Annotated in this window: 11 protein-coding genes; 7 read left to right on the plus strand and 4 right to left on the minus strand. The window is 69.5% G+C overall.

The genetic code is table 11. The features are described from left to right. The first annotated feature begins 13 nt into the window (after nucleotides 1-13). Nucleotides 14-910: a LysR family transcriptional regulator gene (locus DI272_RS35060; RefSeq protein WP_109499200.1), complete on the plus strand. Its 897-nt coding sequence runs from the start codon at nucleotides 14-16 to the stop codon at nucleotides 908-910. Here DI272_RS35060 and DI272_RS35065 read toward each other — a convergent pair. Next, nucleotides 873-1,727 carry a phosphatase PAP2 family protein gene (locus DI272_RS35065; RefSeq protein WP_109501219.1) on the minus strand — a complete coding sequence of 285 codons (855 nt, stop codon included), beginning with the start codon at nucleotides 1,725-1,727 and terminating at the stop codon, nucleotides 873-875. The genes DI272_RS35060 and DI272_RS35065 overlap by 38 nt on opposite strands. A gap of 131 nt (nucleotides 1,728-1,858) precedes the next feature. Beyond that, nucleotides 1,859-2,905 carry a LacI family DNA-binding transcriptional regulator gene (locus tag DI272_RS35070; RefSeq protein ID WP_309221683.1) on the minus strand — a complete coding sequence of 349 codons (1,047 nt, stop codon included), beginning with the start codon at nucleotides 2,903-2,905 and terminating at the stop codon, nucleotides 1,859-1,861. A 414-nt stretch (nucleotides 2,906-3,319) separates the two neighbouring features. Here DI272_RS35070 and DI272_RS35075 point away from each other — a divergent pair, with 414 nt between their 5' ends. The 4 genes from DI272_RS35075 (at nucleotide 3,320) to DI272_RS35090 (ending at nucleotide 8,499) form a co-directional block, all read left to right on the plus strand. After that, nucleotides 3,320-4,591 (plus strand): extracellular solute-binding protein, encoded by a 1,272-nt coding sequence (locus tag DI272_RS35075; RefSeq protein ID WP_109499202.1) that lies wholly within the window; start codon nucleotides 3,320-3,322, stop codon nucleotides 4,589-4,591. 104 nt (nucleotides 4,592-4,695) lie between these two features. Then, a complete protein-coding gene (locus tag DI272_RS35080) occupies nucleotides 4,696-5,700 on the plus strand; it encodes a carbohydrate ABC transporter permease (RefSeq protein ID WP_109499203.1) in 1,005 nt (334 codons plus the stop codon). Nucleotides 5,701-5,712: 12 nt separating this feature from the next. Further along, nucleotides 5,713-6,633: a sugar ABC transporter permease gene (locus DI272_RS35085; RefSeq protein WP_109499204.1), complete on the plus strand. Its 921-nt coding sequence runs from the start codon at nucleotides 5,713-5,715 to the stop codon at nucleotides 6,631-6,633. Nucleotides 6,634-6,813: 180 nt separating this feature from the next. After that, nucleotides 6,814-8,499, plus strand: coding sequence for a glycoside hydrolase family 13 protein (locus DI272_RS35090; protein WP_109499205.1), 1,686 nt, complete (start codon nucleotides 6,814-6,816; stop codon nucleotides 8,497-8,499). 86 nt (nucleotides 8,500-8,585) lie between these two features. Here the strand turns inward: DI272_RS35090 and DI272_RS35095 are convergent, their stop codons facing one another. Together DI272_RS35095 and DI272_RS35100 are read right to left on the minus strand one after the other, a co-directional pair. Then, nucleotides 8,586-10,652, minus strand: a complete 2,067-nt coding sequence (locus tag DI272_RS35095; RefSeq protein WP_109499206.1) for an AAA family ATPase — start codon at nucleotides 10,650-10,652, stop codon at nucleotides 8,586-8,588. A 110-nt stretch (nucleotides 10,653-10,762) separates the two neighbouring features. After that, nucleotides 10,763-12,826: a carbohydrate-binding module family 20 domain-containing protein gene (locus DI272_RS35100; protein WP_109499207.1), complete on the minus strand. Its 2,064-nt coding sequence runs from the start codon at nucleotides 12,824-12,826 to the stop codon at nucleotides 10,763-10,765. Between the two features lie 223 nt (nucleotides 12,827-13,049). Between DI272_RS35100 and DI272_RS35105 the strand changes: the two genes are divergently transcribed. Together DI272_RS35105 and DI272_RS35110 are read left to right on the plus strand one after the other, a co-directional pair. Next, entirely contained in the window at nucleotides 13,050-14,432 is a 1,383-nt protein-coding gene (locus tag DI272_RS35105) for an alpha-amylase family protein (RefSeq protein ID WP_109499208.1), read from the plus strand. 93 nt (nucleotides 14,433-14,525) lie between these two features. After that, on the plus strand, nucleotides 14,526-15,926 hold the full coding sequence (locus DI272_RS35110) for a glycoside hydrolase family 30 beta sandwich domain-containing protein (RefSeq protein ID WP_109501220.1): 1,401 nt from the start codon (nucleotides 14,526-14,528) through the stop codon (nucleotides 15,924-15,926). The last annotated feature ends 45 nt before the right edge of the window (nucleotides 15,927-15,971 follow it).

Here is a 15,971-nt window from a genome sequence, read left to right on the forward strand (position 1 = left end):
TAAGCTGTCCTGCATGTTGGATGTACGTCGGATGCAGGTGCTGCGGGCCGTGGTGAGCAGCGGATCGGTGACGGGGGCGGCGGCCGTCCTCGGGTACACGCCGTCCGCCGTGAGCCAGCAGATCGCCGCGCTGGAGAAGGAGGCGGGGACCGAGCTGCTGGAGCGGGTGGGCCGCGGGGTGCGGCCCACGGCGGCGGGACTGCTGCTGACCGAGTACGCGGACACCATCAGCCGCCAGGTGGCGGAGGCGGAGACGGCGCTGGCCGACCTGCTGGCGGGCCGCACGGGACGGCTCGCGGTGCGGTACTTCGCGACGGCGGGCGGCTCGCTGGTCGCCCCGGCGGTGGCCCGCCTGCGCACGGAACACCCCGGCGTGCAGATCGAGCTCAGGCTCATCGACCCCGAGGACCCGCTCCCGGACGTCCGGGAGGGCCGGGCGGACCTGGCGCTGGTGGTCGGATCGCCGGCACCGGCTCACGACGGGGTACGGCTGCTGCATCTGCTGGACGATCCGTACCTGGCCGTGCTGCCCGCCGGGCACCGCCTCGCGGACGCCCCCGACCTGGAGCTGTCCGATCTCGCCGCCGAACCCTGGGTCGGCAGCGAGTGGCCCGGCCCCTGTCTCGACGCCCAGCTCACCGCCTGCGAGGCGGCCGGCTTCCGGCCGCGGTTCGTGGTCGACAGCGAGGACTACGTGACCGCTCAGGGGTTCGTGGCGGCCGGGATGGGGGTGAGCCTGATCCCGAGGCTGGGGCTGGCGACCGGCGTGCGCCCGGGTGTCGTCGTACGGGAGCTGCGGGCGCCGGAGCCGACGCGCTCGATCCACGCGGCCGTACGCGAGACGGCACCGCCGCAGCCCGCGCTGCGGGCGTTCATCGCGGCGCTGCGGGACGCTGCTGCCCGGCCGTAGGCACCAGCCGCGGCAGGCGGTACGGCAGCGCCCCGTACCAGAGCCGCGCCACCAGGAAACCGAAGGCCAGGCACAGGATGCCGCCCACCGCGTCCAGCCAGAAGTGGTTGGCGGTGGCGACGATGACGATCAGGGTGGCCGCCGGGTAGAGCAGCCCCAGGACCCGCACCCACGGCACCGACGCCAGCGCGAAGATCGTCAGTCCGCACCACAGGGACCAGCCGATGTGCATGGAGGGCATCGCGGCGTACTGGTTGGACATGCTCTTCAGGTCGCCGGACGCCATCGAACCCCAGGTCTGGTGGACCACGACGGTGTCGACGAAGTCGCCGCCGTTCATCAGCCGCGGCGGGGCCAGTGGATACAGGTAGTAACCGACGAGGGCCACGCCGGTCGTGGCGAAGAGGACCATGCGGGTCGCCGCGTAGCGGCCGGGGTGGTAGCGGAACAGCCATACCAGGACACCCAGCGTCACCACGAAGTGCAGCGTCGCGTAGTAGTAGTTCATGCCCACGATCAGCCAAGTCACCGAGTTCACGGCGTGGTTGACCGACTCCTCGACCGCGATCCCGAGATCGTGCTCGACCCGCCAGATCCAGTCGGCGTTGCGCAGCGCCTCGGCCTTCTGCTCCGGGACCGCGTTGCGGATCAGTGAGTACGTCCAGTAACTCACCGCGATCAGCAGGATCTCGAACCAGAGCCGGGGGCGGCGCGGGGTGCGCAGGCGGCGAAGGGGGCCCCTGCCCGCGTTGTCCGCGACAGGGTGCGGAACGGCCTCTTCGCGGCCTTCCACTGTCGTCACGGTCGAATCACCCATGGACACAGAGTCTGCCAGAAAAGCCCTTGCCCCCAGATCATCCCGCGGTCGGGTTCGGGACGCATGTTCTACGGCGCTGCGACGCCCCCGTCTCCTACCAGCGCATGCCCCGAAAGCCCGGTTTCTCCACCTCAGGAACGAGCCCGCTCCGTACGGGACGCAACAGGCGCCGAAGCCGTCGATCCCCGCACCACCAGCTCCGGCATGAACACGAACTCACTGTGCGGCGCGGGCGTCCCGCCGATCTCCTCCAGCAACGTGCGCACCGCGGCCTGGCCCATCGCCGGAACCGGCTTGCGGACCGTCGTCAGGGGCGGGTCGGTGAACGCGATCAGCGGGGAGTCGTCGAAGCCCACCACCGAGACGTCCCGCGGCACTTCGAGACCGAGCTGCCGGGCGGCCCGTATCGCGCCCAGCGCCATCATGTCGCTCGCGCACACCACCGCCGTGCAGCCGCGGCCGATGAGGGCGTTGGCGGCGGCCTGGCCGCCCTCCAGGGTGTACAGGGAGTGCTGGACCAGCTCCGCCTCGACGGCCTCCGCGGGCAGGCCCAGCTGGTCCTGCATCGCCCGCACGAACCCCTCGATCTTGCGCTGCACCGGCACGAACCGCTTCGGGCCGAGGGCGAGACCGATCCGGGTGTGACCGAGCGAGGCGAGATGCGTGACCGCCAGCGTCATGGCCGCCCGGTCGTCGGGGGAGATGAACGGCGCCTGTACCTTCGGCGAGAAGCCGTCCACGAGCACGAACGGCACGCCCTGGCCGCGCAGCTGCTCGTAGCGCTGCATGTCGGCGGAGGTGTCCGCGTGCAGCCCGGAGACGAAGATGATGCCCGCCACGCCCCGGTCGACGAGCATCTCCGTGAGCTCGTCCTCCGTGGAGCCGCCCGGGGTCTGGGTGGCCAGCACCGGGGTGTAGCCCTGCCGGGTCAGCGCCTGGCCGATCACCTGGGCCAGCGCCGGGAATATCGGGTTCTCCAGCTCCGGGGTTATCAGGCCCACCAGGCCCTCACTGCGCTGCCGCAGACGCACCGGGCGCTCGTAGCCCAGCACGTCGAGAGCGGCCAGCACGGACTGGCGGGTGGTGGCGGCGACGCCCGGCTTCCCGTTGAGGACGCGGCTGACGGTCGCTTCGCTGACCCCCGCTTGAGCAGCGATGTCGGCAAGCCGTGTGGTCACAGGATTGGACTGTACCGGCCGACCCTGCCCTTGCACACCAATCGGACGCCGTGGGCGACCTGTTGACCGTCCCGGTCCGAGTTGCTGGGTCATCGCGCTCCCTCGTGAATGTGATGGCAAGAGCTTGCAGAGTCTTGCACAGGGCGCTCCGTGCCACTCCGCCCCTGGAAACAAGCGTCTCACGGCGGTAGCCGTGAGGTCACGCCCGGATAACTTCCATGACGTCTTGCACTTTTTTGCTGCAAGGTCTTTCGCAACGCTTACATCGCTGTTACGTTCGGCGACGCCCGGCGGCCGCAACGGCGCAGTCGGCAAGACAGTGAGGACGGCTGACGGGGCCGGCCCTCACCTCACGCGGGAAGCGGGCGGGACCGCCTCCCGCACCACACGGGCTTTCACCCTCAAGGAGAACTCATGCGGCGTGGCATAGCGGCCACCGCGCTGGTGGCGTCCCTCGCCCTCGCGGCGACGGCCTGCGGCGGAGACGACGACAGCGGCAGCGACTCGAGCGGTCCGGTCACCATCACCTGGTGGGACACCTCCAACGCCACCAATGAGGCGCCGACCTACAAGGCCCTCATCAAGGAGTTCGAGGCCGCGAACAAGGACGTCAAGGTCAAGTACGTCAACGTCCAGTTCGACCAGGCGCAGAACAAGTTCGACACCGCCGCCGGCTCCAAGGGCGCCCCGGACGTGCTGCGCTCCGAGGTCGGCTGGACCCCGGCCTTCGCCAAGAAGAGCTACCTGCTGCCCCTCGACGGCACCGAGGCCCTCGCCGACCAGGCCAAGTTCAAGCCGAACCTGATCGAGCAGGCCAAGTACGAGGGCAAGACCTACGGCGTCCCGCTGGTCACCGACACCCTCGCCCTCGTCTACAACAAGGCCCTCTTCGAGAAGGCCGGCGTCGAGGCCCCCAAGACCTGGGACGACCTGAAGAAGGCCGCCGCCACGATCAAGGACAAGACCGGCGTCGACGGCTACTGGGGCTCCACCCAGGCCTACTACGCCCAGTCCTTCCTCTACGGCGAGGGCACCGACACCGTCGACGCCGGCGCCAAGAAGATCACGGTGAACTCGGACGCCGCGAAGAAGGCGTACGGCACCTGGCTGAGCCTGTTCTCCGGCAAGGGCCTGCACAAGGCCGACACCACCGCCGACGCCTACGCCCACATCCAGGACGCGTTCGTCAACGGCAAGGTCGCCGCGATCATCCAGGGCCCGTGGGAGATCACCAACTTCTACAAGGGCTCCGCGTTCAAGGACAAGAACAACCTCGGCATCGCCACCGTCCCGGCCGGCTCCGCCGGCAAGGCGGGCGCCCCGACCGGCGGCCACAACCTCTCGGTCTACGCCGGCTCGGACGCCGCCCACCAGAAGGCCGCGCTGAAGTTCGTCAACTTCATGACCTCCGCGAAGTCCCAGGCGACCATCGCGCTGAAGAACTCCACGCTGCCCACCCGTGACGACGCCTACACCGACGAGGTCAAGGCCGACCCGGGCATCGCCGGCTACGGCACGGTCCTCGCCGCCGCCCAGCCGCGCCCGGCCCTGCCCGAGTACAGCTCCCTGTGGGGCCCGCTGGACACCGAGCTGCCGAAGATCGCCGGCGGCAAGGAGTCCCTGGACCAGGGGCTGAGCAACGCCGAGACCGCCATCGCCAAGCTGGTCCCGGACTTCAGCAAGTAAGCCCCGAGCGGCCGCCGGGTCCCCCGCTTCATGGGGGGAGGGACCCGGCGGCCATCGGCCTGTGAGCCGTACACCCCTTTGAACCTCCCAGAAGGTGTCGAACCATGACAGTCGCCATCGACCGCGCGACCGGCAAGCGCCGCGGTGACCGCGGGCCACGCCCCGGGCTGGGCCAGCGCCTGAAGCGCGGATACCAGAAGCACTGGTACGCCTACGCGATGATCGCCCCGGTGGCGATCGTCCTCGGTGTGCTCGTGCTGTACCCGCTGGTGTACGGCCTCTACCTCACGCTCACCGACGCCAACAGCCTCAACACGGCGCGGACGATCGGCGTCAACCACATCGACGCCACGTACAAGTTCATCGGCCTCGACAACTACGCCGACATCCTCTGGGGCGACACCGCCTACGACCGTTTCTGGTCGCACTTCATCTGGACGATCGTGTGGACGGCCGCCTGTGTGGCCCTGCACTACGGCATCGGACTCGGCCTCGCCCTGCTGCTCAACCAGAAGCTGCGCGGCCGCACCTTCTACCGGCTGATCCTGATCCTGCCGTGGGCCGTGCCGACCTTCGTCACCGTCTTCGGCTGGCGGTTCATGCTCGCCGACAGCGGCATCATCAACAGCTTCCTGGGCTCCCTCCACCTGCCGACACCGTCATGGCTGGAGGACACCTTCTGGCAGCGGTTCGCCGCGATCATGGTCAACACCTGGTGCGGTGTGCCGTTCATGATGGTCTCGCTCCTCGGCGGACTGCAGTCCATCGACTCCTCGCTCTACGAGGCCGCCGAGATGGACGGCGCCAACGCCTGGCAGCGCTTCCGGTACGTCACCCTGCCGGGCCTGCGGTCCGTCAGCTCCACCGTCGTCCTGCTCGGTGTCATCTGGACCTTCAACCAGTTCGCCATCATCTTCCTGCTGTTCGGCAACACCGCTCCGGACGCGCAGATCCTCGTCACCTGGGCGTACTACCTCGGCTTCGGACAGCAGCCGCGTGACTTCGCCCAGTCCGCGGCCTACGGCATCCTGCTGCTGGCCATCCTGATCGTCTTCACCTCCTTCTACCGCCGCTGGCTGAACCGCAACGACCAGCAGCTCGCGATCTGAGGCAGGAGTCCCATGAGCACCTCAACCCCTTCCGAGATCAAGGCTGATCGCCCGGTGACTCCCCAGGTCCTCGAAGCCGCCCGGCCGCGCAAGGTCCGCGGACGCGAGCAGCGCAGCCGCCTCACCGCACTCGCCTCGCACGGCATCCTGATCGTCGCGAGCCTGATCGCGCTGTTCCCGATCGCCTGGCTGGTCTACCTCTCCCTCGGCCCGGACAAGGACGACTACCTCCACCCCGGCGGCATCTGGGACAAGATGACGCTGGACAACTACTCGTTCGTCCTCCAGCACACCAACTTCTTCGACTGGCTGAAGAGTTCGCTGATCGTCTCCCTCGGCACCACCGTCATCGGCGTGTTCGCGGCGGCCACCACCGGCTACGCGGTCTCCCGCATGCGGTTCCCCGGCTACAAGAAGCTCATGTGGGTGCTCCTGGTCACCCAGATGTTCCCGATCGCCGTCCTCATCGTGCCGATGTACCAGATCCTGGTGGATCTCCAGCTCGTCGACAGCTACCTCGGTCTCATCCTCGTCTACTGCGCGACCGCGGTCCCCTACAGCGCCTGGCTGCTCAAGGGCTACTTCGACACGATCCCGTTCGAGATCGACGAGGCCGGACGCGTCGACGGACTGACGCCCTTCGGGACCTTCTTCCGGCTGATCCTGCCGCTCGCCAAGCCGGGCCTCGCGGTCGCCGCCTTCTACAACTTCATCACCGCCTTCGGCGAGGTCGCCTTCGCCTCGACGTTCATGCTCAGCGACGACAAGTACACCTTCGCCGTCGGCCTCCAGAGCTTCGTCAGCGAGCACGACGCCCAGCGCAACCTGATGGCCGCGACCGCGGTGCTCATCGCCATCCCGGTCTCCGCGTTCTTCTACCTCGTGCAGAAGAACCTCGTGGCCGGCCTCACCGCCGGCGGCACCAAGGGCTGACCCCCGCGGGGGCGCCGCCCCCACCGGACCCGAGGCGGTCGCGGTGTCCATCCGACCCCGCTGTCACCGCGACCGCCTCGCTGCAAGCCCGCCGCCGCACCGGCACACACCCGTGCGCCCCCCTTCTGCCCCCATCTGCAACCTCCTGCCCAGATGACTCCGTTACGTATCAAGGACGCCATGAGCCAGCACTCCGCAGCCGACCCGGCCCCGACCTCCGCCGTAGCCACCGTCGCCCAGCGCCGCGACTGGTGGCGGGACGCGGTCATCTACCAGGTCTATCCGCGCAGCTTCGCCGACAGCAACGGCGACGGCATGGGCGACCTGGAGGGCATCCGCTCCCGCCTGCCGTACCTGCGCGACCTCGGCGTCGACGCCGTGTGGCTCAGCCCCTTCTACGCCTCCCCGCAGGCCGACGCCGGCTACGACGTCGCCGACTACCGGGCCGTGGACCCGATGTTCGGCAACCTGCTGGACGCGGACGCGCTGATCCGCGACGCGCACGAGCTGGACCTCCGGATCATCGTCGACCTGGTCCCCAACCACTCCTCCGACCAGCACGAGTGGTTCCAGCGCGCCCTGCGCGAGGGCCCCGGCTCCCCGGCGCGCGCCCGCTACCACTTCCGCCCCGGCAAGGGCGAGAACGGCGAACTCCCCCCGAACAACTGGGAGTCCATCTTCGGCGGCCCGGCGTGGACGCGGGTCACCGAACCCGACGGCGCCCCCGGCGAGTGGTACCTCCACCTCTTCGCCCCCGAGCAGCCCGACTTCAACTGGGAACACCCCGCCGTCGGCGACGAGTTCCGCTCCATCCTGCGCTTCTGGCTGGACATGGGCGTGGACGGCTTCCGCATCGATGTCGCCCACGGCATGGTGAAGGCCGAGGGCCTGCCGGACCTCGGCGGCGACGGTGACCAGCTGAAATTGCTGGGCAACGATGTCATGCCGTTCTTCGACCAGGACGGCGTGCACGCCATCTACCGCCAGTGGCGCACGATCCTCGACGAGTACGCGGGCGAGCGCATCTTCGTGGCGGAGGCCTGGACCCCGACCGTGGAGCGCACCGCCAACTACGTCCGCCCGGACGAGCTCCACCAGGCCTTCAACTTCCAGTACCTGGGCACCCATTGGGATGCCGAGGAGCTCCGCAAGGTGGTGGACCTGACCCTGGAGGCGATGCGCCCGGTCGGCGCCCCCGCCACCTGGGTCCTCTCCAACCACGACGTGACCCGCCACGCCACCCGCTTCGCCAACCCGGCGGGCCTCGGCACCCAGATCCGCACGGCGGGCGACCGCGCCCTGGGCCTGCGCCGCGCGCGGGCGGCCACGCTGCTGATGCTGGCGCTGCCGGGCTCGGCGTACATCTACCAGGGCGAGGAACTGGGCCTCCCGGATGTCGTCGACCTCCCCGACGAGGTCCGCCAGGACCCGGCCTACTTCCGCGGCGCCGGCCAGGACGGTTTCCGCGACGGCTGCCGCGTCCCGATCCCGTGGACCCGGGAGGGTTCGTCGTACGGCTTCGGCGCGGGCGGCAGCTGGCTTCCGCAGCCGGCGGAGTGGGCGGACCTGAGCGTGGAGGCCCAGACCGGCGTCGCCGGCTCCACCCTGGAGCTCTACCGCACGGCCCTCGCCGTCCGCCGCACCGAGCCCGACCTGGGCGCCGGCGACGCGGTGGAGTGGCTGCGGGCACCGGAGGGCGTACTGGCCTTCCGCCGCGGCGAGTTCGTCTGCGTGGCGAACACCAGCGGCGAGGCGGTGACGACTCCGGCGTACGGCCGCGTGCTGCTCGCGAGCGGTGACGTGGCCGAGGTGGACGGCGAGGCGAAGGTCCCGGCGGACACCACGGTGTGGTGGACCACGGCCTGACGGCTGAGCAACTGAACGCGGCCCGCCGCCCTTTGGGCGGCGGGCCGACGTCGTTCGCGGCACCGCGGACTCGTGCAGGGGCCGGGTCAGGCGGACAGGCCCAGCTGCTCATCCACCGCGGTGGCCAGGTCGGTTTCACAGCCGGCCCGGAACGCCTCCTCGTAGGAGGCGTCACCCATGGCCTCGCGCGCCTGCTTCTCGCACCGTTCGCGGGCGGTGATCCACGCGGCCACACCGACCTGCGACTGGCCCACCGTGGCCCAGAGCCGGTGTGTCAGACCCAGCAGGTAGGCCGTCTGCGCTCCTCGCCCTTCCCCGGCCGCGGCCACCGTGAGTACGTCCAGGGCCATGGCCATGCCCAGTCGGTCGTTCAGCTGCTGTTTGGCCCGCAGGGCCGCCCGGCCGTGCCGGCGAGCCGCCTCGTGGCGACCGCGCGCCGACTCGGCCCGGGCCAGCATGTAGTCGGCGTAACCGCGCATCCACCGCTCGCCGTGCCGGGCGCAGTCGGAGTGCAGGTGCTCCAGGACGACGAGGGCGTCCTCGACGCGCCCCTCCAACAGGTGGGCCTGTCCGCGGAAGAGACCGGCGGCCATCCAGGGATGGCCGAGGGCGCCGGCGCAGTCGTGCTTGTCGAGCAGTTCCTGCGCCAGGGGTACGGCACGTGCGCTGTCGCCGCGGAGGATGGCCGCGAACGCGAGCATCGCCCGCGCGTGATCCCGCAGTTCGGCGTCGTCCAGCCGTTCGGCCAGGCCGGCGCACTCGGTTGCCCGGGCCTCACCCGCGTCGGGGTCTCCGAGACTCGACAGGACCAGGGAAGACGCCCACAGGGCCTGGCCGCGCTCCCTGCCCGGGGTGGGATCGCAAGCCAGAGCCCGCTCCAGGTAGTGGTGCCCCTCGTGGTGGAATCCCAGGCAGTGCCAGAAGAACCACAGCCCTCCGGCCAGTTCCAGGGCGGCATGTCCTTCCGGATGACGCAGCGAGTACTCCAGGGCGGCCCGCAGGTTGTCGACCTGGTCCGTCATACGGCGCTGCCAGGTGTGCTGGTGCGGACCGATCCAGGCGGCGCAGCCCTCCCGTACCAAGGCGAGGCAGTAGTCCCGGTGGCGACGCCGCAGCAGGTCCTGCTCGCCCAGTTCGCGCAGCCAGTGGCCGCCGTACTCGCGGACGGTGTCCAGCATCCGGAAGCGCTCCGCGTGCTGGTCCGGCTGCCAGGTGAGGATCGACTTGTCCACGAGCGCGGCCAGCAACTCCACGACGGAGTCGGCGGCCAGACGTTCGTCGGCGCACACGTGCAGCACGGCCTCCGCCTCGAAGCCGCCCGCGAACACCGAGAGCCGTGCCCACAGCAACCGCTCGGCCGGGGTGCACAGTTCGTGGCTCCATCCGATCGCCGTCCGCAGCGCCTGGTGCCAGGGCGGGTCGGCGTCGGGCACGGCCTTCTCGGTGTCGCCGAGCAGCGCGAACCGGTCGTCCAGCCGCTCGGCCAGCTCCGTCAGGGGCAGCTCGCGCAGGCGGGCCGCGGCCAGTTCCAGGGCCAGCGGCAGTCCCTCCAGCCGGCGGCACAGCTGCACGACGTCGGCCCGGTTGGCATCGGTGACGCGGAAATCCGGCACCGCCTCCCTCGCCCGCTCCGTGAACAGCACCATCGCGTCCGTCGTCGAGCGGCGGCCCTCGGGCACCGGCAGCGGATCGACCCTGAGGACCTCCTCGGCCATCATGCCCAGCGGCCGGCGGCTGGTCGTCAGGACCCGCAGTCCCGGCGCCGCACGCAGCAGCGCCTCCGCCGTCAGCGCGCAGCCGTCGACCAGGTGCTCGCAGGTGTCCAGGACCAGCAGCGCCTCCCGGTCGGCCAGATACTCGGCGACCGCGTCGATCACCGGCCGGGTCGTCTGATCAGCCAGTTGCAGCGCCTCCGCGATGACGTGCGGCACCAGGCTCTCCTCGCTCAGGGAGGACAGCTCCACGAACCACACCCCGTCCCGGAACCTCGTGTGCGCCGTCCGGGCCACCGCCCATGCCACCCGGGTCTTGCCCACGCCGCCCACGCCGGTCAGCGTCACCAGCCGCGACCGTTCGAACAGCAGCCGGTGCACCTCGGCGATCTCGTCCCGCCGCCCGACCAGGCGCGCCCGCGCCACCGATGGATTGCCCATCGCGCCAGCGTTTCCCGCCCGCCTCCTGGCTGTCACGTCCTGCCCGATAGACGACACAGCCCCGGTCCTCCGCTTTCGCGGAGGACCGGGTCGATGCGCAGACGGATCGTTCAGTGCCAGGTGTCGTTCGCGGTGTAGCCCGTGGCCGAGCCGGTGGTGTACGCGCGGTTGGTGCCGGATTCCCAGGTCACGTTCCCGGAGCTGTCCTTCTTGATGTACTTGTAGGTGAAGGCCGTGCTCTTCGGGACGATCACCAGCTTGCTCCACGTCGGGTACGACGCCGAGGACAGCGGGATCGCGTCGCCGGTGTTCCAGGAGCCGAGGGAGGCGAGGGAACCGACGACGTAGACGTTGGTGCCCCAGTCGGTCGTGGCGGTGACGTTGAAGGTGACGTCGGTGGCGCTCGCGCTCGCCACGTTCCAGGAGTTGTCGAAGGAGACGGCCGAAGTCGCGCTCGAACCGGCTCTGTTGGCGTTGGACTCCCAGGTCACGTTGCCCGAACTGTCCTTCTTTATGTACTTGTACTCGAACGACGTGTTGATCGGCACGCTCACCTCGCCCGACCACACCGGGTACCCGGTCGACGACAGCCGGATCGCCTTCGAGGTGTCCCAGGAGCCGAGCGCCGGCACGGAGCCGACGACGTAGACGTTGGTGCCGGAGGAGGTGGAGGCGTACTCGTTGAACGTCGCCGTCACCGTCGACGTCGAGTCGCCGCCACCCGAGCCGCCGCAGGTCGTGCACGGCGTGAACGCGCCGTCGTAGAAGGCGATCGCGCTCTTCGCGGGGATCGTGAGGGTCGCGCTGCCGCCCGACACGGTGACCGTGGTGGCCCCGTTGTCGATGACGTTCGTGTACGTCCCGTCGGCCATCCCGGTCGCGAAGGTGTACGTCGCCGCGGAGGAGCCGTTGTTCAGAGCGATGTAGCCCGCCGTGCCGCGGCTGAAGCCGATCACGCTCGACGACTTGGTCGACCAGTTGGCCACCGCCTCCGAGCCGACCGCGTTGTGCCACTTCACCATGCCGGTGACGGCGGTGTCCCGGTCGAGACAGTACCAGCCGTCGGAGCAGTCGGTGTCGGTGACGAAACCGGCGGAGTTCGGCGGGGCCTGGTCGCTCTGGGTGAACTCCCAGCCGGCGTAGACGGTCGGGGTCGACCACTTGTAGGCCAGCTGGAAGATGTTGGCCAGCTTGTAGGTGTCACCGTCCTTGTAGGACATGTGCAGTCCGTTGCGCTCGGTGTCGTGGTTGGTCACGAAGGACACCGAGTTGGCGGGGGCGAGGATGCCGGACGAGGACAGCGACTCCAGGTCGCTGATGTTCCCCTGGAAGGCCGACTTCATCTTGCTCGCGTAGGTGAAGTCGAGGACGTCACCGGAGGCGTAGTAGTCCGAGGCCGCCGGGGTCGAGCCCGGGTACACCTCCTGGAAGACGTACGGGTCCGTGCCCGACGTCGTGTCGGTCAGCTTGGCCTCGATCGCCTGGAGGTCGGCGGTCGGGATGTGCTTGGCCGCGTCGACGCGGAAGCCGTCGACGCCGAGGGCGAGCTGCTTGTTGAGGAAGCCCGCGATGCCGCTGCGGACGCTGTCCTCCTCCGTCTCCAGGTCGGGCAGGCCGAGGAGTTCGCAGTTCTGGACCTCGGTGAGGTTCGACCAGTCGTCGATGACGAGGTCGGAGTCGGAGCAGTCGTCCGACTGGTGGTAGTCGCCCGGGTTCCAGTCGGGGGTGTCGTACTTGTTGGTGATCGTGGTGCCGTTGTAGCCGGTGCCGGTCTGCGCGGCGGTGTGGTTGATCACCGCGTCCGTATACACCTTGACGCCGGCGGTGTGGCAGGTGCTCACCATCGACGCGAACTGGGCGGCGGTGCCGAAGCGGCTGTTGAGGTTGTAGGAGTACGGCTGGTAGGCGTCCCACCAGTAGTACGAGGACTGCTTGAGGGACTCGGCGGGCGGGGCCACCTGCACGGCCCCGTAGCCGTTCGGTCCGAGGACGTCGGTGCACTCGGCGGCGACCGAGTCCCAGTTCCATTCCCACAGGTTGGCGATGACATCGCCGGAGGTGGTGGCGTCGGCCTGGGCGGTCGCGGCGGGCAGGGCGGTCGCACCGGCGAGCGCCAGGGCGCCGACCGCCAGGGCTCTCGTGGTGCGGCTGAGCACACCCGGTTCGAAGATCATGTGCGGCTCCGGGATGGGGAAGCGGACGGAGGCGAGGTGGAGTCGATCAGAGGTCGGGGATTCAACAAGTGGTGAGCGTGCGGCAGTTGAGAAGGGCACGTCAAGAGAGTGGGTGAAAGTTCTTGCTGTGAGTTGCAAGCCTCTTGCTGTAAACCTTTCGTCAGGGGTACGTTCACGCCGGCGCCGGGCAAGGACGCCCGGCCGTCCCGCAAGGAGCCCCCACGTGATATCGAGATGGCCAGCCAGCGCATCCCTCACCGCGCTCGCCGCAGCCGCGGCCCTCATCGCCCCCGCCACCCCCGCCGCCGCCTCCCCGCCCGGCACCAAGGACGTCACCGCCGTCCTGTTCGAGTGGAACTTCGCCTCGGTCGCCAAGGAGTGCACCAACACCCTCGGCCCCGCCGGATACGGCTACGTCCAGGTCTCCCCGCCCGCCGAGCACATCCAGGGCTCGCAGTGGTGGACGTCGTACCAGCCCGTCAGCTACAAGATCGCCGGTCGCCTCGGTGACGCCACCGCCTTCAAGAGCATGGTCGACACGTGTCACGCGGCCGGCGTGAAGGTCGTCGTCGACACCGTCGTCAACCACATGTCGGCGGGGAGCGGCACCGGCACCGGCGGGTCCAGCTACAGCAAGTACAACTACCCGGGCCTGTACTCGTCCTACGACATGGACGACTGCACGGCCACGATCAGCGACTACACCAACCGCACCAACGTCCAGAACTGCGAACTCGTCGGCCTCGCCGACCTGGACACCGGCGAGGAGTACGTCCGGTCCACCATCGCCGGGTACATGAACACCCTGCTCGGCTACGGTGTCGACGGCTTCCGCATCGACGCGGCCAAGCACATCCCGGCGACCGACCTCGCCAACATCAAGTCGCGTCTGTCCAACCCCTCCGTGTACTGGAAGCAGGAGGTCATCTACGGCAGCGGCGAGGCCGTCCAGCCCACCGAGTACACGGGCAACGGGGACGTCCAGGAGTTCCGTTACGCCTACGACCTCAAGCGCGTCTTCAACAACGAGAACCTCGCCTACCTGAAGAACTACGGCGAGGGCTGGGGCTACATGAGCAGCTCGGTCGCCGGCGTCTTCGTCGACAACCACGACACCGAGCGCAACGGCTCCACGCTCAACTACAAGGACGGGGCGAACTACACCCTCGCCAACGTCTTCATGCTGGCCTACCCGTACGGCGCCCCGGACATCAACTCCGGCTACGAGTGGTCCGACACGGACGCCGGTCCGCCCAACGGCGGCTCGGTGACGGCCTGCTGGCAGAACGGCTGGAAGTGCCAGCACGCCTGGCCGGAGATCATCCGCATGGTCGCCTTCCGCAACGCGACCCGCGGTGAGTCGGTCACCAACTGGTGGGACAACGGCGGCGACGCGATCGCCTTCGGGCGGGGCAGCAAGGGCTACGTGGCCATCAATCACGAGTCGGGCAGCCTGACCCGTACGTACCAGACGTCACTGGCCGCGGGCACGTACTGCAACGTCCAGAACAACACGACGGTGACCGTGAACTCCAGCGGACAGTTCACCGCCACCCTGGGCGCCAACACCGCGCTCGCGATCTACAGCGGCAAGTCCAGCTGCTGAACACCCCCCGGGGAACGTGGGATTGACGCTCACGGAGTGTCGTCCTACGTTCTCCGGTGGTTATGGGAGCGCTCCCATGAAGGGATGTTCAGTATGCGAACCAGATTCCGCAGGTGGACGGTGACGTCCGTGGCGGCCCTGCTGGCGGTCGCGGGCACCAGTGCGGCCCAGGCGCCGAGGGTGAGTGCCGCCACCACGGCGACCATCGACGGCTCCACCACCTACCAGCCCATCGACGGCTTCGGCTTCTCCGAGCACTTCGGCCGCGCCGACATCATGCACGGCGCACAGGGGTTACCGGCGCAGAAGCAGCGCGAACTCCTGGACCTGCTGCTCGACCGCAGTACCGGCGCCGGCCTCAGCATCCTGCGCCTCGGCATCGACTCCGGCATCCAGCCCACCGACCCCGGCGGCCCGGACGCCACCCCCCGGTACACCTGGGACGGCTACGACAAGGGCCAGGTGTGGCTCGCCAAGGAGGCCAGGGCCTACGGCGTCAACCGCTTCTACGCCGACGCCTGGACCGCCCCCGGCTACATGAAGACGAACGGGACCGACGCCGACGGCGGCACCCTGTGCGGCCTTCCGGGCGCCGCTTGCGCGAGCGGCGACTGGCGCAGGGCGTACGCGGACTTCCTCGTCCAGTGGGCGAAGTTCTACGGGCAGGAAGGCGTCCGCATCACCGACATCGGCTTCACCAACGAACCCGACTGGACGGCGACGTACGACTCCATGCGGCTCACCCCCGCCCAGGCGACGGAGTTCGTGAAGATCTTCGGGCCGGTCGCCCGCGCGGCCGGTTACCGGGTGGCCTGCTGCGACTCCTTCGGCTGGACCCAGCAGAAGGCGTACACGAGCGCGATCGAGGCGGACCCGGTCGCCCGCGACCTCGTCTCCACACACACCGGCCACACCTACGCCAGCGCCGTGGACGGCCCGCTGCCGACGCGGAAGCGCACCTGGATGTCGGAGTGGTCGCCCAACGGCACCACCTGGAACGAGAACTGGGACGACGGCAGCGGCTACGACGGCTTCACCGTGGCCTCCGCCGTCCACGACGCGCTCACCAAGGGCAACGCGAGCGGATACGTGTACTGGTACGGCGCCTCGGTCGGGGCCACGCGCGGGCTGATCCAGATGGACGGCGAGAACTACCACGTGTCGAAGCGGCTGTGGGCGCTCGCCGGCTACAGCCGGTTCATCCGGCCCGGCGCCACGCGCATCGGCGCCACCACCCCCGACGCCGGCCTGGAGCTCTCGGCGTTCCGCAACACCGACGGCAACCTCACCGTCGTGGCCCTGAACGCGGGCACCGGTGCTCAGCAGGTGTCGTACGGCCTGAGGAACACCGGTATCACGGCCGGGACGGCCACCCCGTACCTCACCAACGGCTCGCACAGCATGGCCCGGCAGCCGGCCGTGCACGTGCGCGGAGGGGCGCTGACCGCGACGGTGCCGGCCCGCTCGCTCGTCACGTACACCATCAGGCGGTAGCGGCGCCGGACGCGTACGGGCCCGGAAGAAGTCCCGTGAAAGGTC

This window comes from Streptomyces sp. Act143 (genome assembly GCF_003143935.1).
Taxonomy (GTDB): domain Bacteria; phylum Actinomycetota; class Actinomycetes; order Streptomycetales; family Streptomycetaceae; genus Streptomyces.

Coding starts and splice junctions, on each gene's coding strand:
- DI272_RS35060 (WP_109499200.1), top strand. CDS start 14: ATGTTGGATGTACGTCGGATGCAGGTGCTGCGGGCCGTGGTGAGCAGC.
- DI272_RS35065 (WP_109501219.1), bottom strand. CDS start 1,727: ATGGGTGATTCGACCGTGACGACAGTGGAAGGCCGCGAAGAGGCCGTT.
- DI272_RS35075 (WP_109499202.1), top strand. CDS start 3,320: ATGCGGCGTGGCATAGCGGCCACCGCGCTGGTGGCGTCCCTCGCCCTC.
- DI272_RS35080 (WP_109499203.1), top strand. CDS start 4,696: ATGACAGTCGCCATCGACCGCGCGACCGGCAAGCGCCGCGGTGACCGC.
- DI272_RS35085 (WP_109499204.1), top strand. CDS start 5,713: ATGAGCACCTCAACCCCTTCCGAGATCAAGGCTGATCGCCCGGTGACT.
- DI272_RS35090 (WP_109499205.1), top strand. CDS start 6,814: ATGAGCCAGCACTCCGCAGCCGACCCGGCCCCGACCTCCGCCGTAGCC.
- DI272_RS35095 (WP_109499206.1), bottom strand. CDS start 10,652: ATGGGCAATCCATCGGTGGCGCGGGCGCGCCTGGTCGGGCGGCGGGAC.
- DI272_RS35100 (WP_109499207.1), bottom strand. CDS start 12,826: ATGATCTTCGAACCGGGTGTGCTCAGCCGCACCACGAGAGCCCTGGCG.
- DI272_RS35110 (WP_109501220.1), top strand. CDS start 14,526: ATGCGAACCAGATTCCGCAGGTGGACGGTGACGTCCGTGGCGGCCCTG.